This window comes from Cupriavidus sp. FW305-F7 (genome assembly GCF_058782875.1).
In genome coordinates, this window is the sequence record NZ_JBYSYC010000006.1 from 1 (window position 1) to 16,805 (window position 16,805).

The window sequence follows — 16,805 nt, forward strand, 5'->3', positions numbered from 1 at the left end:
TAGGAGCCGTATGCCCGAATCGGGCTCGTACGGATCTGTGCGGGGGGTGCTCAGTAATGGGCATTCCTACCGCGATTGGGGAATGCCGCCGCGCAACGCCCAATGCGCGGTGGCATCTGCTTAATCCGTTTATTCAGCCGCGGCCGCTGTCACCAGCACCAGCGCCTCAACCGCCAACGCATATCCCTTCACCCCCAGCCCCGCCATCACCGCCCGCGCCACCGGCGAGATCCATGAGTGATGCCGGAACGCCTCGCGCGCGTGCACGTTAGAGATGTGGTACTCGATCAGCGGCACCGCCGCGCCCTTGATCGCATCATGCAGCGCAATCGACGTATGCGTCAGCGCCCCCGCATTCAGCACCACGCCGACCATTTCCCCTTGCGCGCATAGCCGCCCGGCTTCATGGATCCAGTCGATCAGCTGGCCTTCATGGTTGGTCTGCCGGCATTGCGCCTCCAGCCCTAGCCGCTCCGCGGCTTCCTGGCAGATGCGCTCCACATCCGCCAGCGTTTCACTGCCATAGACTGCCGGCTCGCGGGTGCCGAGCAGGTTGAGGTTGGGCCCGTTGAGCACCAGTACTGTCTTCATCGTGTCTCCTGGAATCGGCCGCGGCGCTGGCGCGGCCATCGCCGATAGCCTATCGTTACTCCCTTCATCCCATCATCGACCGCCATGGAAACTCAGAATGCGCTGACGGCGAACAATGACCCGTTCCTGCGGGACCTGCGGCTGTTCTGCACGGTGGCGCGGCGCGCCAGCTTTATCGCCGCCGCCAACGAGACCGGCATTTCGCCGGCCCACGTCAGCAAGCGCATCGCCATGCTCGAAGCCATGCTGGGCGCGAAGCTGTTCCACCGCACCACGCGCCGTGTCAGCGTGACCGCCGAGGGCGAGAGCGCCTTTGCGTGGGCGCAGAAGATCCTGGAAGACGTCGACGGCATGCTGGAAGCGGTGGGTGCCACCGGGGGCGAGCCACGCGGGCTGCTGCGCATCGCCACCAGCGTGCGGCTCGGGCGCAGGCATGTGGCACCGGCGCTGTCGCGGCTGCGGCAGCAGCATCCGGGGCTGGAGGTCTGGCTGGAGCTGCTCGACCGGCGCGTCGACCTGATCGGCGAAAGCTTCGACCTCGACATCCGCGTGGGCGAGGTCGAGGAGCCGCACCTGATCGCCAGCAAGATCGCCAGCGGCAGCCGCGTGCTGTGCGCCGCTCCCGCCTACCTCGCGCGGCGCGGCATGCCGGAGCACCCGGGCGAGCTGCCCCGGCACGACTGCCTGCTGCTGCGCGAACGCGACCAGGCCTTTGGCGTATGGCGGCTGCAAGGGCCTGACGGCTGGGAGACCGTGAAAGTGACCGGGCCGATGGCATCGAACCACAGCGACGTGACCCACCAGTGGGCACTGGAAGGCTTCGGCATCATCATGGCTTCGGTCTGGGACGTGGCCGCCAGCGTGCGCGCCGGCGAACTGGTGCGCGTGCTGCCGGACTGGCAGCAGCCGGCCGATGTCTGGGCCGTGACCAGCGCGCGGGCGTCGGCCTCGGCGCGGATGCGCGTGTGCCTTGAGTTCCTTAAGGCGCAGTTGTCGCAGGGACCGCAGGCGCTGGCGACGACGCTGGACTAAAGCACTCGCATGATCAGCAGCGCGGTGTCTTGCAACACCTGCAATACCCGGTCCAGCGCCTGCTGTGCGGTCTCGTCGCCGATCGGCATATTGACCGACAGCGCGGCGATCACCTTGCCGTGGCGGTCGCGCAGCGGCACGGCGATGCCGCGCACACCGGTCTGCAGCTGTTGCTCCAGCATCGCATAGCCCTGCGCGCCAGCCTTGCGGATCTCTTCGAGCAGGCGCTCATGCTGCAGGATGGTGTAAGGGGTGTAGGGCGCGAGCACGACAGATTCCAGCCATTCGCGCACCTGCTGCTCGGGGCGCGAGGCCAGCATCATCACCCCGGCCGAGCCCAGCGGCGCCGGCACCCGTGCCCCCAGCACGAAGCCGGTGCTCATCACGCGGCTGGTGCTGGTGCGGGCGATAAACACCAGCTCCCAGCCATCGAGCACGCTCAGGTAGGCCGCCTCGCCGAGCTGCGCGGTGATTTGCTGCAGGAACGGCTGCACCGTGCGCGGCAGCCGCGCCGAGTCGAAATACGACCAGCCCACCTTGAGCACGCGCGGTGTCAGGCTGAACAGCGTGCCGTCGCTGGTGGTGTAGCCGAGGTGCTCCAGCGTCAGCAGGTAGCGACGCGCAGCCGTGCGCGTCAGGCCGGTCAGCTGCGCCGCCTGCGTGGGCGTGAGGCGCGGATGGTCGTTGTCGAAGGCCTCCAGGATGGCCAGGCCTTTTTCGAGCCCGGCGATCCAGTCGCGCCGGCTCAGCGGTTCTTTTTCCATGGTTAACCCGAATTTCGCGCGAGGGATGATCGCAATGGAGCGATTGTCGCACGCCTACGCGCGAATTGTGGTTGTTGACGGGCCGGCTCGCTCCTAACCTTTGGGGCAATACCGTCGCCACCTCGCAATCGCCATGACCGCAGCCCGCAGGCCTCTCCCGAAATCGATCGCCACCGTCTCGCTGTCCGGCACGCTGCCGGAAAAACTGGAAGCCGCCGCGGCCGCGGGCTTCGACGGCGTAGAGATCTTCGAGAACGACCTGCTGCATTTCGACGGCTCACCGGCCGAGGTGCGCCGCATGGCGGCCGACCTCGGCCTGCAGATCCTGCTCTACCAGCCGCTGCGCGACTTCGAGGCCATGCCGGATGACCTGTTTGTCCGCAATATGGCGCGCGCCGAACGCAAGTTCGACGTGATGGAGCAGCTTGGCGCGGAGATGGTGCTGGTGTGCAGCAATGTGCAGGAGGTGGCCATCGACGACCCCACCCGCGCTGCCGCCGACCTGCGCCGGATGGCAGAGGCCGCCGCGCAGCGCGGGCTGCGCGTCGGTTACGAGGCGCTTGCCTGGGGCCGCCATACGCGCCTCTGGCGGCAAGCGTGGGACATCGTGCAGCGCGCCGACCACCCCGCGCTGGGGCTGGTGCTGGACAGCTTCCATACGCTGTCACTGGGCGATTCGCTGCAGGGCCTGGACGTTGTGCCGGCGGACAAGATCTTCTTTGTGCAACTGGCCGATGCGCCACGCCTGTCGATGGACGTGCTGTCGTGGAGCCGCCACTACCGCAATTTTCCCGGGCAGGGCGACCTGCCGGTGACCGATTTCGCCCGCGCCGTGCTGCAGGCAGGCTACAACGGGCCGTTGTCGCTGGAGGTCTTCAACGACGACTTCCGCGCGGCGCCGGCACGGCTGACCGCGCAAGACGGGCTGCGCTCGCTGATCTGGCTGGAGTCCGAGGCGGGCGGCACGCCGCTGCCTGCGCCGCCGGTGCTGGACGGCGTGGACTTCGTCGAGTTTGCCGTCGATTACGTGGCTGGCCGCGAACTCGCGCAACGGCTGGAATCGCTTGGCTTTGCCCATGCCGGCCGCCATCGCTCCAAGGCGGTCGACCTGTACCGCCAGGGCGGCGTCAACCTGATCCTGAATGCCGAGCAGGACAGCGCCGCCGCCGAGCACTTCCAACTGCACGGCCCGTCGGTGTGCGCCATCGGCCTGAAAGTGGACGACGCACGCCGCGCCGTGGCGCGCGCCCGCACGCTGCTGTGCAAGGAGTGGCGTGAGCCGGTGGGGCCCGACGAGCGCGTGATCCCGGCGCTGCGCTCGCCCGACGGCATGCTGTTCCACCTGATCGACGACCGCGACGCCGACCGCAGCATCTATGAGAGCGACTTCGTGCTCGATACGCCCGTGGGAACCGTCCACCACGGCGCAGGGTTGTCCGCCATCGACCATATCGCGCAGGCGCTGCCGGCGAACCGGCTCGACAGCTTCGTGCTGTTCTACCGCTCGGTGTTCGCCATGCAGCCGGAGGCCGTGCATGAGATCGCCGATCCGTATGGCCTGGTGAAGAGCCGCGCCATGGTCAGCCCCGGCCAGCATGTTCGCATCCCGCTCAACGTGTCCGAGAGCGGTCGCACCGCCACCGGGCGCTTTGTCGCCGCTTACGCGGGCTCGGGCGTGCACCACATCGCCTTCCGGTCGGAACGCATCGGGCAGACGCTGGAAGCCATCGACCGCACCCGCGCCGCGATGCTCCACGTGCCGGACAACTACTACGACGACGTGGCCGCGCGGCTCGCGCTCGACGACGCGCTGCTGGAACGCCTGCAAGGTCTCGGCCTGCTCTACGACCGCGACGCCCACGGTGAATTCCTGCATGCCTACACCGAGCCGTTCCACGAACGGTTTTTCTTCGAACTCGTGCAACGCAGCGGCTACACCGGCTACGGCGCGGTCAACGCTTCGGTGCGCATGGCCGCACAGGCGCAGCTGCGGCACAGCTGAACATCATCGTCACCCGCTCACAACATTCCCTACAGGAGACATTCCATGCAAGAGCCGTGCATCATTTCCGTGGCCATCACCGGTTCCGTGCCGCGCAAGAAAGACAACCCGGCCGTGCCCATTTCGGTGGCTGAACAGATCGAAAGCACGCACGCCAGCTATGAGGCCGGCGCCACGCTGGTTCACCTGCACGTGCGCGACGAACTGGAAAATTCGAGCTCCGATCCGACACGATTCGCCGCGCTGCAGGAAGGCATCCGCAAACACTGCCCGGGCATGATCGTGCAGTTCTCCACCGGCGGACGCGGCCGCGAGGCCAGCCAGCGCGGCGCGATGCTCCATCTGCGGCCAGACATGGCTTCGCTTGCCACCGGCTCGGTCAACTTTCCCACCAGCGTCTACGAAAACCCGCCGGACTTCGTGCGCACGCTGGCCACCACGATGCGGGAATTCCACGTCAAGCCGGAAATCGAGATCTTCGACCTGGCGATGCTCTACAACACGGCGGAACTGGTGAAAGAAGGGCTGATCGCGGCACCGCCGCACGTGCAGTTCGTGTTCGGCATCCGCAATGCGCTGCCGGCGCGGCGCGAGATCCTGGCGTTCCAGGTCGAGCAACTGCAAACGCTGTTGCCGGGCGCGACATGGACGGCCGCCGGCATCGGCCGCCACCAGCTGGAAGTCAATCACTGGACGCTGGAGCTCGGCGGGCACTGCCGTACCGGTCTGGAAGACAACATCCGCTGGGACAAGGACACACTGGCGGCCAGCAACGCGCAACTGGTTGGCCGCGTGGCGCAGCTTTGCTGGCAGTACGGCCGGGCGGTAGCAACACCGGCACAGGCGCGGTCGCTGCTCGGGCTGGACTGACGGCGGCAGCGGGGCGGCTATGTCGCCCCGACGGGCCGCCCCGGCAGTTCCCGGTCGCGGGCCGCCGCCACAGTGCCACCCACGCCGCTGGCGGCGATCAACGCAACGCCGAGCACGGACCACGCATCGGGCAGATAGGCGAATGCCAGCCAGCCGCCAAGCATCGCAAAGGCGATCTGCAGGTAGAGATAAGGGGTAAGCAGGCTGACCGGCGCGCGCGCATAGGCAAGGACCAGGAACAGATGGCCGGCGGTGCCGGCGAGCGCCATGCCAGCGAGCAGGCACCAGTGCAATGCCGTGAGTTGCGAGGTCCATGCGCTCGGCAGCGCTGCCGAGAGCAGCACCGTGGCAACGCAGCCTGTATAGAAGTGCGTGGTTCCGACGCCATCGGCACGGGTCAGCACGCTGGTCAGCAACTGGTATGCGGCATTGGACAGCACTGCCCCCAGCGGCAACAGCATCGCGGGCTGCAGGCCGGCGCCCGGCCGGATCACCACCAGGGCCCCGACAAATCCCGTCAACAGGAAGAGCCATCGCACGGCCGACACGCGTTCGCCAAGCATGGCCGCCGCGGCCAGCGCCATCGCCAGCGGCGTCAGGCTCACAACGGCGGTGAACTCGCCTACCGGCAGGACTTGCAGGCTGAAGAACGCGCATCCGCTGGACAGCAGCATCGCCACCGCACGCGCGCACTGCAGCAGCGGCCGGCGCGTGCGCAGCAGGGCGCGGCCGCGAGCCGGCAGCAACACCGCGCCGGTCAGCGCCGCCTGCGCCAGGTAGCGCAGCCATAGCGCCATCACGACTGGCACGGCCGCGCCGGCGATCTTTGTCAGCGTGTCGAGCGCAGCGAAGCAGGCTACCGCCGCCACTATCAGCAGGATGCCTTGCAGTTCCCGGGCCCCTCTCATGGGGCTCACGCCGCAGGCCGGCAAGCTGCGCTTGCCACGGCCATCCCTGTCTGCATCATGTCACCGATCCACGTTGGCTTTGTCTTCGTGCGCAGGTTACTGGCAGGAGCGAGGGCAATCAGCGCAATGGATGGAAAGTCAGAATTCGCTGGCAGCGAATAATCCGGGAGGACGACGGCCAAGGCGCGCGGTGGACGCGATCAATGGATAAAGCCGCCCTTGACGAAGCGCACCGGCTCGGCGTCCATGCGCAAGAGCAGGGCGGTCAGGCCATCTGCTGGTTCCGCAGCATTGCGCGGGGTGTTGGCGCTGGGCCCTGATACGCACACAAGGTCTGCATCGGACCATTGCCGGCCGGGCGCACCACGCGCGCGCAGCCACCCGGTGCGGTCAGCCAGCAACTGGGTGCCTGCCAGCCGTGCGGGCGATTCACCGGCGATTGCCGCCACCGCCTGCCACGCATGCGGCGACGTGGCCGTGCAGCCGGCGCGAAAGCGCGGCACCTGCGCCGGCGGGCGCCCGTCGGGCGTGACCAGCACGGTCAGGAAGCGGGGATCCTCATACGGCAGCGGAGCCGCCCCGTCGACAGCCACCAGCCGCACGCGCTGGTCCGCGCGCCACTGCGACAGTGCCAGAGGCGCGGCATCGACGCAGCGGACGGCCATTTCCGGCAGCCGCAGCGGTACCGGCCAGTTGCCGTCGGCACCGGCGCCGCTGCCAGCCGACAGCGCCTTCATGTAGTCGACCACGGCCCAGGCCTCACCGTCGCCCAGAATGTCGCGGAAGGCCGGCATGGTGGGCTGGCCATGACGGTCGCGCATACCGGCCAGCACATGCCAGAACAGCTCGCCATCGGCGCGGCGCGCCAGCAGCGGACTGACCAGCGTGGGCGGCCACTGCGCCAGGCTGGCGGCCAGCGGGCCTTCCCCGCGCCCGTCCGCGCCGTGGCAGTTGGCGCAATGCTGCGCATAGACCCGGGCGCCGAGCGCGATGGCGTCGACGGAGAAGCGGGTAGGGCTGGCGTGAAAGCTGGTCGGCGCGGCTGGCACCAACAGCAGCGCTGCGCTGGGCCAGGGAGCCGCCACCAGAGCGAGCGCGCCGGCGGCAAGCAGTACGCCGCGCTGGCGTCTCCAAGCCAGCGCGGCGGTAATGGCCAGCACGGCAAAGACAAGGGCGCACAGGCTCAGGCCGACCTGGCGCGCGAGGCCCAGGTCGATCAGCAGGGTTTCGCCCGCCACACGCCGCGCCCACGGCCACGCGGGCTGGCCGTGGCTGTCGCCGCTCAGGCCAAGGGCATGCCAGAGCGACAGCAAGCCAAGCTGGAGTTTCTCGATCAGGACCATTAGTCCATTGAGCCATGCCTGCGGAGGCGGGCCGCTCATCTGGCGGCCCACGAGGTGAAGCGCAACGCCATTACCAGCTCGCGTCCAGCCCCAGGTGGCGCAGCGCTTCGTGCCGCAGCCCGGTCAGCCGCGGATCGCCGCGATGGCGCGGGTAGGGCAGGTCGACCCGGATCTCCGCCGTGATGCGTGCCGGACGCTGGCTGAAGATGATCACGCGCTGCGCCAGGAACAGCGCTTCCTCCACGTCGTGCGTGACCAGCAGCGCCGAGAAGCGCGAGCGTTGCCACAGTTCAACCAGGTCGCTCTGCATTGCCAGCCGCGTCAATGAGTCCAGCTTGCCCAGCGGCTCGTCCAGCACCAGCAGGCGCGGATCGTTGACCAGCGCGCGCGCCAGCGCAACGCGCTGCGCCATGCCGCCGGAGAGCTGGTGCGGGAAGGCGCGGGCGAAGGTTTCCAGCCCTACGCGCCGCAGCGCGTCATCCACGCGCGGGCGCTGGCTTGCCAGCACGCCGCGCGCCTGCAGGCCCAGCGCGACGTTGTCCCATACGCGCCGCCACGGGTACAGCGTGGGGTCCTGGAACACCACGATGCGCGACGGGTTGGGCTCGGTGATCGGGGTGCCGTCCTGCAGGATCTCGCCGGAGGCGGGCTGGTCCAGCCCTGCCACCAGCCGCAGCAGCGTGGACTTGCCGCAACCGCTGGGCCCCAGCAGCGCGACGAATTCGCCGGGTGCGACGCTCAGGTCGACGTCGTCCAGCACCTGCAGCCGGTCGCTGCCGCTGCCGAACCAGTGGCTGACCTGATGGATGTCGATGCGGGCACCGGTCAGGGCTTCCGCGGCCTCGCTCCCCACGGCGTTGACTTCCCTCTCCCGCCGTTCTGCAACACTCACCATTTCACCGTCCCCTTCTGCCACGACAGCACGCGATCACGCGCCACGAACAGCAACGTGATCACGCCCGAAAACAGCAGCGCCATCACGATCAGCGCCGCATACATATTGACGTACGAAGCCCAGCCCTGCGCCCACGTCAGGTACCAGCCCAGGCCCGACTTCACGCCCATCATCTCCGCCGTGACCAGCACCGAGAACGAAGCGCCCAGCCCCATGAACAGGCCGACGAATACCTGCGGCAGCGCCGCCGGGATCGCCACGCGCAGCACCAGGAACCAGCCCGAGGCGCCCATGGTGCGCGCCACGTCGTAGTAGCTCTTGTTGACGCCGGCCACGCCTGACCACGTCAGCACCGCCACCGGGAAGGCCGTGGCCAGCGCGATCAGGAACACCGCGGCGGAATAGCTCGACGGGAAGAAGTAGAAGGTCAGCGGCAGCAGCGCGGTCGACGGCAGCGGGCCCAGCACGCGCAGCACCGGATGCACCCAGTAGCCGATGCGACGCGACCAGCCGATCGACACCCCCACCAGGAAGCCGGCCAGTCCGCCATAGGCCACGCCCAGCCCGAGCAGCCTGAGCGTGTTCAGCACGCTGTCGCCGAGGCGCCGCCAGTCGTCGGCATAGACCTCGATCAGCGCCTGTGGCGGCGCGAAGAAGGGCGTGGGCAGGATGGCGGTCTTGGCGGTCAGGATTTCCCACGCGGCCAGGGCCACGGGCAGCGCCACCAGCCACGGGCCCGCGGCGCGCAGCTCGGCCAGCGCGCGTTGCGCCGCCCGGACCCGCTGGCCGGCCAGCGCAACCAGCGCCGGCAACGCGGCGCCCGCCAGCGCGGCGATGCCCAGTTCCGCCGTATAGGCCCAGTCGCTGAAGCCCACCGCCTGGTTGGGCCACAGCCACGTCAGCGCGCCGAACGCGGCCCACGCCAGCGCGGCGAGGATGCCGGTGGCCCAGACCGGGCCGGACGCGCGCGCGCTCGCGGCAGCATGCGGCACGGGGGCTGCGGCTGGCTTGCGCGCCAGCCCGGCGTCGAATGCAGTTTGGCTTGTCGTCATGGCATCACCCCAGGACATTGGCGTAGACGTGCTGCGCCAGGCGTTTGGCATCGGTGGTCTTCTTCAGCACGCCGATGCGGCGGAAATCATCGGCGTAGAAGGCGATCTCGTCGCGCAGGTCGACGCCGGTCGGGTGGTGGGTATAGGTCAGCGTGGCGTAGAGCTTGCGCAGGTCTTCCGGGTTGATCTTGGGCGAGTACCTGGCGAAGACCCTGGCGGCCTCGTTGGGGTTCTCGTTGACGTAGTCGGTGGCCTGCACGATGGCGCGCGCCAGCGACGTGGCGGCGGGGCGGTCGTTGCGCACCAGCTCGCCGCGGGCGCCGACCACGCAGCAGACCTTGCGCGCGTACTCGCCGGTGAGGTTGGTGGCCAGTTCCACGTAGGCGCCGTTGGTGCGCTTTTCCAGCAGGTAGAGGTTGGGGTCGCCGTCGGCGATCGCCTGGATCTCGCCCTTGTCGACCGCCACGCCCAGCAGGTCGGCCGGGTACTGGCGCCAGGTGATGTCCTTGTCCGGGTCGATGCCGTTCTTGGCCAGCAGGATGGTGAAGAAGTGCTTGCCCGGTGCCGCCAGATCGCTCACGCCGACGGTCTTTCCCTTCAGCTGCTGCAGGCTGGTGACCCCCGCCGCTTTCGATCCCACCAGCCGCACGCAGCCGCCGTGCGAGCTGCCGATGATCTTGACGTCGAAGCCGGCTTCCAGCGGCTTGAGCCAGCGGTGGATCATGCCGACCGCCGCATCGGCCTTGCCGGTGGCAATCGATTCCAGCAGCTGGTCGGTCGAGCCGCTGTAGTTGATCAGGTCGACCTGCAGGCCGTTCTTCTCGAAGAAGCCCTTCTCCTGCGCCACCACGATCGGCGTCAGGCAGAAAGAGTTCTGGTTCCACGCGAAGGTCAGCTTGCGCGGCGCCGACCAGGCCTGGCGGCCAAGGATCAGCGACGGCGCGGCGATGGCCGCGGCGCCGGCCAGCCGCAGCACGCTGCGCCGGCGCGGGTCGGCGTGATTGTTGTTGTCCTGGCTCATGGTGAGACTCCCCGTCTTCGTTGTGTTGTGTGGTGAGGCCATCAGGCGGCCTTGCGCTCCGCCCGCTGCGCGGCGTCGTGCTGTGCCACCAGCTCGCGCACGCGCGGGATCAGCTCGCGGCCATAGTCGATGGCGTCTTCGAGCGGATCGAAGCCGCGGATCAGGAAGGTGGTGACGCCCAGTTCGTAGTACGCCAGCAGGGCCTGCGCCACCTGCTCCGGCGTGCCGACCAGGCCGGTGGAGTTGGAGCGCCCGCCGGTCTCGCGCGCGATCGCGGTCCACAGGCGCTGGTCGACCCGGTCGCCTTTGTCGGCCGCCGCGAGCAGGCGCCGTGCCCCTTCGCTCTGCTGCGGGCCGCCGCGGCTGTAGCCGGCCTGCACGCGCAGGGCGCGGGTGCGCTCTAGGATGCTGTCGGCGCGGGCCCACGCTTTTTCTTCGGTCTCGGCCAGCACCGGGCGGAATGACACCGAGAAGCGCACCGTGCGGCCGTGCTGCGCGGCTTCGGCACGCACGCGGCCGGTCAGCTCGCGCACCTGCTCGAGCGACTCGCCCCACAGCGCGTAGACGTCGGCATGCTTGCCGGCCACGGCCAGCGCCGCTTCCGAGGCGCCGCCGAAATAGATCGGCACATGCGGCTGCTGCACGGGCTTGACCTCCGAAAAGCCCTGCGTAAAGCGATAGAACTGGCCTTCATGGTCGAACGGCGCGGGCTCGGTCCAGATGCGGCGCAGGATGTGCAGGTACTCGTCGGTGCGCGCATAGCGCTGGTCATGGTCGAGGAAGTCGCCGTCGCGCTGCTGCTCGCTGTCCGAGCCGCCGGAGATGAAGTGCACCCCGAGGCGGCCGCCGCTGAACTGGTCAAGCGTGGCGATCTGGCGCGCGGCCAGCGTCGGTGCGGTAAAGCCGGGGCGGTGCGCCAGCATGAAGTGGATGCGCTCGGTCACGCTGGCCGCGTAGGCGATGGTCAGCGTGGCCGACGGCCCGGTGGAATGGTGCGGCACCAGGATGCGGTCGAAGCCGGCCTGCTCGTGGGCCTGGGCAAAGGCGCGCACATAGTCGCGATCGATCACCGGACCTGACGGCGGATGGATCTCGGACTGCTTCTGGCTCTGGATCATGCCGATGAAATCGACGCTCATGCGCGCTCTCCTGTGTTCGGTGAGGGCGGCAGCGTGACCGCCCGGATGGTGTTGGGCTGAGGCAGAAAGTACGACAGGCGCGCGCGCTCGCTAACGAATAAAAACGACGGTCCATATTCAATAAGCGTCGTTTTCGTAATGCGGTGCCTGCGCTACGCTAGGCGGCATTCGGTGCGAGCAGCGCGCCTCGTCGTCATCCTTCCCGGAGTCTTTTTCCATGTCTTTAGCGTCTACCCTGCGCAGGCTGCCCAGCAGCGAAGCGCGCCTCGGCGAGGTACTGGCCGGGCTGTCCACGCGCTTTGCCGCCAGTGCCGGCGCGCACGATGCCGCTGCCAGCTTTCCGCACGACAACTTTGCGCAGTTGCACGCCAATGGCCTGATAGCGCAAGTGGTGCCGCACGCGCAGGGCGGCGGCGGGGCGGGCCTGGCGCAGGCGCGCCGCATCGTGGCCGCGGTGGCGGGCGGCGATGCCGCTACGGCGCTCGTGCTGACCATGACCTACTTGCAGCACCGCGCGATCGCCCGCGCCGATTCGCACTGGCCGCAGACCGTGCGCGACCAGGTCTTTGCCAGCGCGGTGCAAAACGGTGCGCTGATCAACGCGTTGCGGGTGGAACCGGAACTGGGATCGCCGGCACGCGGCGGCCTGCCGGCCACGGTGGCCACGCGCGTGGCCGACGGCTGGCGCATCAGCGGGCGCAAGCTGTACAGCACCGGCATTCCGGCGCTGCGCTGGCTGGCGGTATGGGCGCGCACCGATGAGCCTCAGCCGCGCGTGGGCGTGTTCCTGGTGCCCGGACCGGCGGCCGGCATCGCGGGCGTGCGCATCGTCGAGAACTGGAACCACCTTGGCCTGCGCGCTTCAGGCAGCCATGAGACCGTGCTCGACAACGTCTGGATCCCGCCTGACCACGCGGTCGATATTCGTTCGCCCTCAGCATGGGCGCCGGCCGGCGCCAGCCAGGCCGACATCGACGCCAACGCAGACCAGCAGGCCTGGATGATCGTGCTGCTGGGCAGCCTCTATGACGCGGTGGCACGCGCTGCCGCCGCATGGATCGGCGATTTCGTTCGCGAGCGCGCGCCCGGCAGCCTGGGCGCGCCGCTGGCCACGCTGCCGCGCGTGCAGGAAGCCATCGGCGAGATCGCCGCGTTGCTGCGGACCGATCAGGTGTTGCTGGACGATGCCGCCGCGCGCACTGACGCGGGCGAGGCGCCCACGCCGGCCGACGGCGGGCTGCTCAAGTACACGGTGACGGGCAATGCGATCCGCGCGGTGGAGCTGGCGCTTCAGCTCTCGGGCAACCACGGCCTGAGCCGCAACAACCCGCTCGAGCGCCACTACCGCGACGTGCTATGCAGCCGCATCCATACGCCGCAGAACGATTCCATCCTGGTCGCCGCCGGGCGTGCGCAGCTTGGCCTGTAAGCGCGGGCCTGCCTGGCCGTGCTATGTTTGCAGCAGCACCGCCCCAAAGAGGGCCGCGCCGCAGGCGCCCGGCGCGCCGGCAAACCAGAACGAGACACTTCGGAGTCATTCCCATGGGCAGCACCCCCACCCCCGACAGGCTCGCGCCGCTGCGCGACTTCATCACCGGCCTGGCCGAGCTGCTGGACCAGCACCCGGACGAGCCCCGCATCCTGCGCGAAGGCGGGGCGCTGCTGGCAAAGCTGGTCGCGCGCGACGACTGGCTGCCCGAAGCCTGGGCCCAGTCGCATCCCGAGTACTACCAGCAGCACCTGCTGCATTGCGATTCCGCCGAACGCTTCTCGGTCGTCAGCTTTGTCTGGGGGCCGGGCCAGCGCACGCCCATCCACGACCACACCGTTTGGGGCCTGATCGGCATGCTGCGCGGCGCGGAAGACTCGCAGCCGTTCGCGCTCGACGCCGGCGGCCGGCCTGTACCGCATGGCGACGCCGTGCGCTTGCTGCCCGGGCAGGTCGAGGCCGTGTCGCCCACGGTCGGCGATATCCACCTTGTCAACAACGTGCATGACGACCGCGTCTCGGTCAGCATCCATGTGTACGGCGCCAATATCGGTGCGGTGCGCCGTTCGGTCTATGCCGAGGACGGCACGCGCAAGCCCTTTGTCTCCGGCTATTCCAACCGGACCCTGCCCAACCTTTGGGACCGTTCCCGCGAAGTCGCCCAGTCATGACCACGATTACTGCTACGCAAGCCGCACCGGCCTTTCCGACGTACTCGCGCGACGCGGTGCGCAAGGCGCTGCTCAACCGCGACGAGATCGCCTTGATCGATGTGCGCGAGGAAGATCCCTTCGCGCAGGAACACCCGCTATGGGCGGCCAATTTCCCGCTGTCCAGGCTTGAGATCGAGGCGTGGGCACGTATCCCGCGCCGCGACACGCTGATCGTCGTCTACGGCGAATACGCCGGCACTGACCTGGCGCCGCCCGCCGCGGCCGTGCTGCGCGAGCTGGGCTATACGCGCGTGCACCTGCTGGAAGGCGGACTGAGCGCATGGATCGACGACGGCGGCGAGGTGTTCCGCGACGTCAACGTGCCGAGCAAGTCGTTCGGCGAAGTCGTCGAAGCCAGGCGCCACACGCCGTCGCTGGCGGCCGAGGAAGTGCAGGCATTGATCGACACCAAGGCCGATGTGGTGATCGTCGATGCGCGCCGCCTCGACGAGTACCAGACCATGAGTATTCCCACCGCGACCAGCGTGCCGGGGGCCGAACTGGTGCTGCGCGTGCGCGAGCTGGCGCCCGATCCGCACACGCGCGTGATCGTCAACTGCGCCGGGCGCACGCGCAGCATCATCGGCACGCAGTCGCTGGTCAACGCGGGCATCCCCAACCCGGTGGCGGCGTTGCGCAACGGCACCATCGGCTGGACCCTGGCCGGCCAGCAACTGGACCACGGTGCCAGCCGCCGCGCCCCCGCCGCGGTCAGCGACGCCAACCGCGACAGCGCCTGCCGCGGCGCGCGCGAGATCGCCGACCGGGCCGGCGTGCGCCGTATTGCGCTGGCCCAGATCGAAACGCTGCAGCAGCCCGGCCGCACCGTGTACCGCTTTGATGTCCGCACGCCCGAGGAATTCGCCGACGGCCACCTGCCGGGCTTTGTCAACGCGCCGGGCGGCCAGCTGGTGCAGGAGACCGACCATTCCGCTCCGGTGCGCGGCGCGCGCATCGTGCTGGCGGATGATGACGACGTGCGCGCCAGCATGACCGGCTCATGGCTGGCGCAGATGGGTTGGGACATCTGGGTGGTGGAACCGGTGGCGGCGGCAGAGCGTAGCGAAACCGGCGCGGTCAGCGCACCGGTGCCGGCGTCAGCGCCGGTATCGATCGTCACTGCAGCGGAACTGGCCACGTGGCTTGACGCAGGCGATGGCAGCACCGCTGTCCTCGACTTCACCACCAGCGCCAACTACGTCAAGCGCCATATTCCCGGCGCGTACTTCGTCATTCGCGCCCAGCTGGCCGACGCGCTGCCACGCATCCCGCAGCCCAGGCGCTACGTGCTCACCTGCGGATCGAGCCTGCTGGCGCGCTTTGCCGCCGCCGACCTGCGGCGCCTGACCGATGCGCAAGTGTTGGTGCTGGAAGGCGGCACCCAGGCGTGGATTGCAGCGGGACTGCCGCTGGAAAGCGGGGAAACGCGCCTGGCCTCGGAACGCACCGACCGCTACCGCCGGCCGTATGAGGGCACCGACAACCCGCGCGAGGCGATGCAGGGCTACCTGGACTGGGAGTTCGGCCTGATCGCGCAACTGGAGCGCGACGGGACGCATGGGTTCAGGGTGGTGTAGGGCCGCTGCATGATATGCACTGACGCTGCATATCATGCAGCGAGGCCGGCGACGGGGCGAGACCGGAAGGCCTAGAGGCGGAGCAGCAGACGCATGGCCTCTTCCACCTTGCGCAGGTGATTGGCCGCCAGCGTGGCCACCGGCCGGCCGCCCATGAACCGGCGATTGGACACCGCTCGGACCTGGTCGATCAACAGGTCCGTCTCATAGGCTAGGCCAGGCAGCTTGCCCAGCGCGACCCGCAACGGAAAACAATCCTCGCGCTCGATTTGTGATGTGCCCGGCACGATGATCGTGGTCGGATGGCCGGCGTCATTGAGCAAATCCGTCTGGATGACCAGTGCCGGCCGGTTGCGCTTGGCCGGCTCTTCCCGATGCGTCTGTGGATTGAGGTCGACCTCCCAGATCTGCCCGCGCTTCAGCTCAGTCAAGCCCGTCTCCGGCCGATCCGTCCATGTCTTCACTGGCGGCAAGGTGCTTTGCCGAGAGCTTGCGGGAAAGCATGGCGATACGGGAGGCCATTTCCCGCTCGTTTTTCTCGCGCACGGCATCGCGGATGTAGTCGGAAGTTTTTTGTCCCGATGCCTTTGCCAGCGCGCGAGTCTGGTCGGCCAGTTCTTCGCCGGCACGGAAGGACAACGTCGTTCCTTGCATGAATGGCTCCGTACTTCGGTAATACGGAAGTATAGCGCTCATTTGTCCCTCATTTTTGTATTACAAAACCACTAACAGATGGGTGCTCAGACCGGCTTACAGGGTTTGGAAGCAGTGACCAGAGCGTAGCTGGGGGAGCGAATTGGGCAGAAATTAGAGGAGTCTGAAAGCCCTCGCCCGCGCCGATCTCTCTGCAGCAAGGGAACGAACGTAACGATTCCCTGTCAATCGTCATCGTTACGTTACAATGCTGTCCTGCAGCATCCCACCGGCCAGCCCCGACAGCGGGCCCCGGCAGCGATGCCGTCAATGCCCCCGATCCAATGCGACTGTTGTTCCTCCTGCTGACTGCCATGTGCTTGTCGCTGCTCTCCTTCGGAGCAGTGGCGGACGCGCGCGCGGCGTTGCAGGCGCAGGCCAGCGTTGACCTGGTGGACCTGGCGGCGGTGCAGCCTGTCGACGACCTGGGCCGGATCATCGTGCCCGGCGACGACGGCTTGCATGACGACGATATCTGCGACGACCCACCCCCCGGGTATTGCAATATCTGGTCGGCGGACCTGCTCGATCCCCTCGACCTGCTCGACGAGATCGAGGAATCCAGTGCCCTGATTGCCTTGCCGCCAGTGAAGCTGCTGCTGCCTTCTGGCGACGTCGCCCAGCATCCGCCTGGCCGCGCCGAGCCGCCGCCTTCGGCCTTCTTCCGGCCACCCATTTCCCGCGCCTGAGCGTTTCCTGCGCCCGCACCGCACGCG

17 protein-coding genes are annotated in these 16,805 nt (G+C 68.4%); 7 read left to right on the plus strand and 10 right to left on the minus strand.

What is annotated here, in order from left to right:
- Positions 1 to 129: 129 nt before the first annotated feature.
- Positions 130 to 591, minus strand: coding sequence for a type II 3-dehydroquinate dehydratase (aroQ, locus tag AC3WL8_RS07295; RefSeq protein WP_153953383.1), 462 nt, complete (start codon positions 589 to 591; stop codon positions 130 to 132).
- Between the two features lie 84 nt (positions 592 to 675).
- Here aroQ and AC3WL8_RS07300 point away from each other — a divergent pair, with 84 nt between their 5' ends.
- A complete protein-coding gene (locus tag AC3WL8_RS07300) occupies positions 676 to 1,623 on the plus strand; it encodes a LysR family transcriptional regulator (protein WP_153953384.1) in 948 nt (315 codons plus the stop codon).
- Here AC3WL8_RS07300 and AC3WL8_RS07305 read toward each other — a convergent pair.
- Entirely contained in the window at positions 1,620 to 2,387 is a 768-nt protein-coding gene (locus tag AC3WL8_RS07305; RefSeq protein WP_153953385.1) for an IclR family transcriptional regulator domain-containing protein, read from the minus strand. The genes AC3WL8_RS07300 and AC3WL8_RS07305 overlap by 4 nt on opposite strands.
- A 133-nt stretch (positions 2,388 to 2,520) precedes the next feature.
- Between AC3WL8_RS07305 and AC3WL8_RS07310 the strand changes: the two genes are divergently transcribed.
- Positions 2,521 to 4,389 (plus strand): bifunctional sugar phosphate isomerase/epimerase/4-hydroxyphenylpyruvate dioxygenase family protein, encoded by a 1,869-nt coding sequence (locus tag AC3WL8_RS07310; RefSeq protein WP_013953459.1) that lies wholly within the window; start codon positions 2,521 to 2,523, stop codon positions 4,387 to 4,389.
- Positions 4,390 to 4,434: 45 nt separating this feature from the next.
- Complete coding sequence (locus AC3WL8_RS07315; RefSeq protein WP_013953458.1) at positions 4,435 to 5,259, plus strand: 3-oxoadipate:acetyl-CoA acetyltransferase; 825 nt, start codon at positions 4,435 to 4,437, stop codon at positions 5,257 to 5,259.
- A 17-nt stretch (positions 5,260 to 5,276) separates the two neighbouring features.
- Here AC3WL8_RS07315 and AC3WL8_RS07320 read toward each other — a convergent pair whose 3' ends face one another.
- The 6 genes from AC3WL8_RS07320 to AC3WL8_RS07345 all read right to left on the minus strand — a co-directional run bounded on the left by AC3WL8_RS07320 (position 5,277) and on the right by AC3WL8_RS07345 (position 11,617).
- Complete coding sequence (locus tag AC3WL8_RS07320; RefSeq protein WP_013953457.1) at positions 5,277 to 6,167, minus strand: DMT family transporter; 891 nt, start codon at positions 6,165 to 6,167, stop codon at positions 5,277 to 5,279.
- A 200-nt stretch (positions 6,168 to 6,367) separates the two neighbouring features.
- Positions 6,368 to 7,549 (minus strand): c-type cytochrome, encoded by a 1,182-nt coding sequence (locus AC3WL8_RS07325; RefSeq protein WP_153953387.1) that lies wholly within the window; start codon positions 7,547 to 7,549, stop codon positions 6,368 to 6,370.
- A gap of 31 nt (positions 7,550 to 7,580) precedes the next feature.
- Complete coding sequence (locus tag AC3WL8_RS07330) at positions 7,581 to 8,405, minus strand: ABC transporter ATP-binding protein (RefSeq protein ID WP_153953388.1); 825 nt, start codon at positions 8,403 to 8,405, stop codon at positions 7,581 to 7,583.
- The gene (locus AC3WL8_RS07335; protein ID WP_211981868.1) at positions 8,399 to 9,457 is read right to left on the minus strand and encodes an ABC transporter permease; all 1,059 of its coding nucleotides are present in this window, start codon (positions 9,455 to 9,457) and stop codon (positions 8,399 to 8,401) included. The genes AC3WL8_RS07330 and AC3WL8_RS07335 overlap by 7 nt, the downstream gene beginning before the upstream one ends.
- Before the next feature lie 4 nt (positions 9,458 to 9,461).
- On the minus strand, positions 9,462 to 10,478 hold the full coding sequence (locus AC3WL8_RS07340; RefSeq protein ID WP_153953390.1) for an ABC transporter substrate-binding protein: 1,017 nt from the start codon (positions 10,476 to 10,478) through the stop codon (positions 9,462 to 9,464).
- Between the two features lie 41 nt (positions 10,479 to 10,519).
- Positions 10,520 to 11,617 carry an LLM class flavin-dependent oxidoreductase gene (locus tag AC3WL8_RS07345; RefSeq protein WP_153953391.1) on the minus strand — a complete coding sequence of 366 codons (1,098 nt, stop codon included), beginning with the start codon at positions 11,615 to 11,617 and terminating at the stop codon, positions 10,520 to 10,522.
- Between the two features lie 217 nt (positions 11,618 to 11,834).
- Here AC3WL8_RS07345 and AC3WL8_RS07350 point away from each other — a divergent pair, with 217 nt between their 5' ends.
- From AC3WL8_RS07350 to AC3WL8_RS07360, 3 genes are all read left to right on the plus strand, one after another.
- A complete protein-coding gene (locus AC3WL8_RS07350; RefSeq protein WP_153953392.1) occupies positions 11,835 to 13,046 on the plus strand; it encodes an acyl-CoA dehydrogenase family protein in 1,212 nt (403 codons plus the stop codon).
- A 113-nt stretch (positions 13,047 to 13,159) separates the two neighbouring features.
- On the plus strand, positions 13,160 to 13,777 hold the full coding sequence (locus AC3WL8_RS07355) for a cysteine dioxygenase family protein (RefSeq protein WP_013953450.1): 618 nt from the start codon (positions 13,160 to 13,162) through the stop codon (positions 13,775 to 13,777).
- The gene (locus tag AC3WL8_RS07360; protein ID WP_211981866.1) at positions 13,774 to 15,396 is read left to right on the plus strand and encodes a rhodanese-related sulfurtransferase; all 1,623 of its coding nucleotides are present in this window, start codon (positions 13,774 to 13,776) and stop codon (positions 15,394 to 15,396) included. Before AC3WL8_RS07355 ends, AC3WL8_RS07360 begins: the two co-directional genes overlap by 4 nt.
- A 71-nt stretch (positions 15,397 to 15,467) precedes the next feature.
- On the opposite strand, the gene AC3WL8_RS07365 is transcribed toward AC3WL8_RS07360, so the two are convergent.
- Together AC3WL8_RS07365 and AC3WL8_RS07370 are read right to left on the minus strand one after the other, a co-directional pair.
- Entirely contained in the window at positions 15,468 to 15,827 is a 360-nt protein-coding gene (locus AC3WL8_RS07365) for a type II toxin-antitoxin system PemK/MazF family toxin (RefSeq protein WP_153953395.1), read from the minus strand.
- Positions 15,820 to 16,050, minus strand: coding sequence for an antitoxin of toxin-antitoxin stability system (locus AC3WL8_RS07370; protein WP_153953396.1), 231 nt, complete (start codon positions 16,048 to 16,050; stop codon positions 15,820 to 15,822). The genes AC3WL8_RS07365 and AC3WL8_RS07370 overlap by 8 nt, the downstream gene beginning before the upstream one ends.
- A 323-nt stretch (positions 16,051 to 16,373) precedes the next feature.
- Between AC3WL8_RS07370 and AC3WL8_RS07375 the strand changes: the two genes are divergently transcribed.
- Positions 16,374 to 16,778 (plus strand): hypothetical protein, encoded by a 405-nt coding sequence (locus AC3WL8_RS07375; RefSeq protein WP_041228682.1) that lies wholly within the window; start codon positions 16,374 to 16,376, stop codon positions 16,776 to 16,778.
- The last annotated feature ends 27 nt before the right edge of the window (positions 16,779 to 16,805 follow it).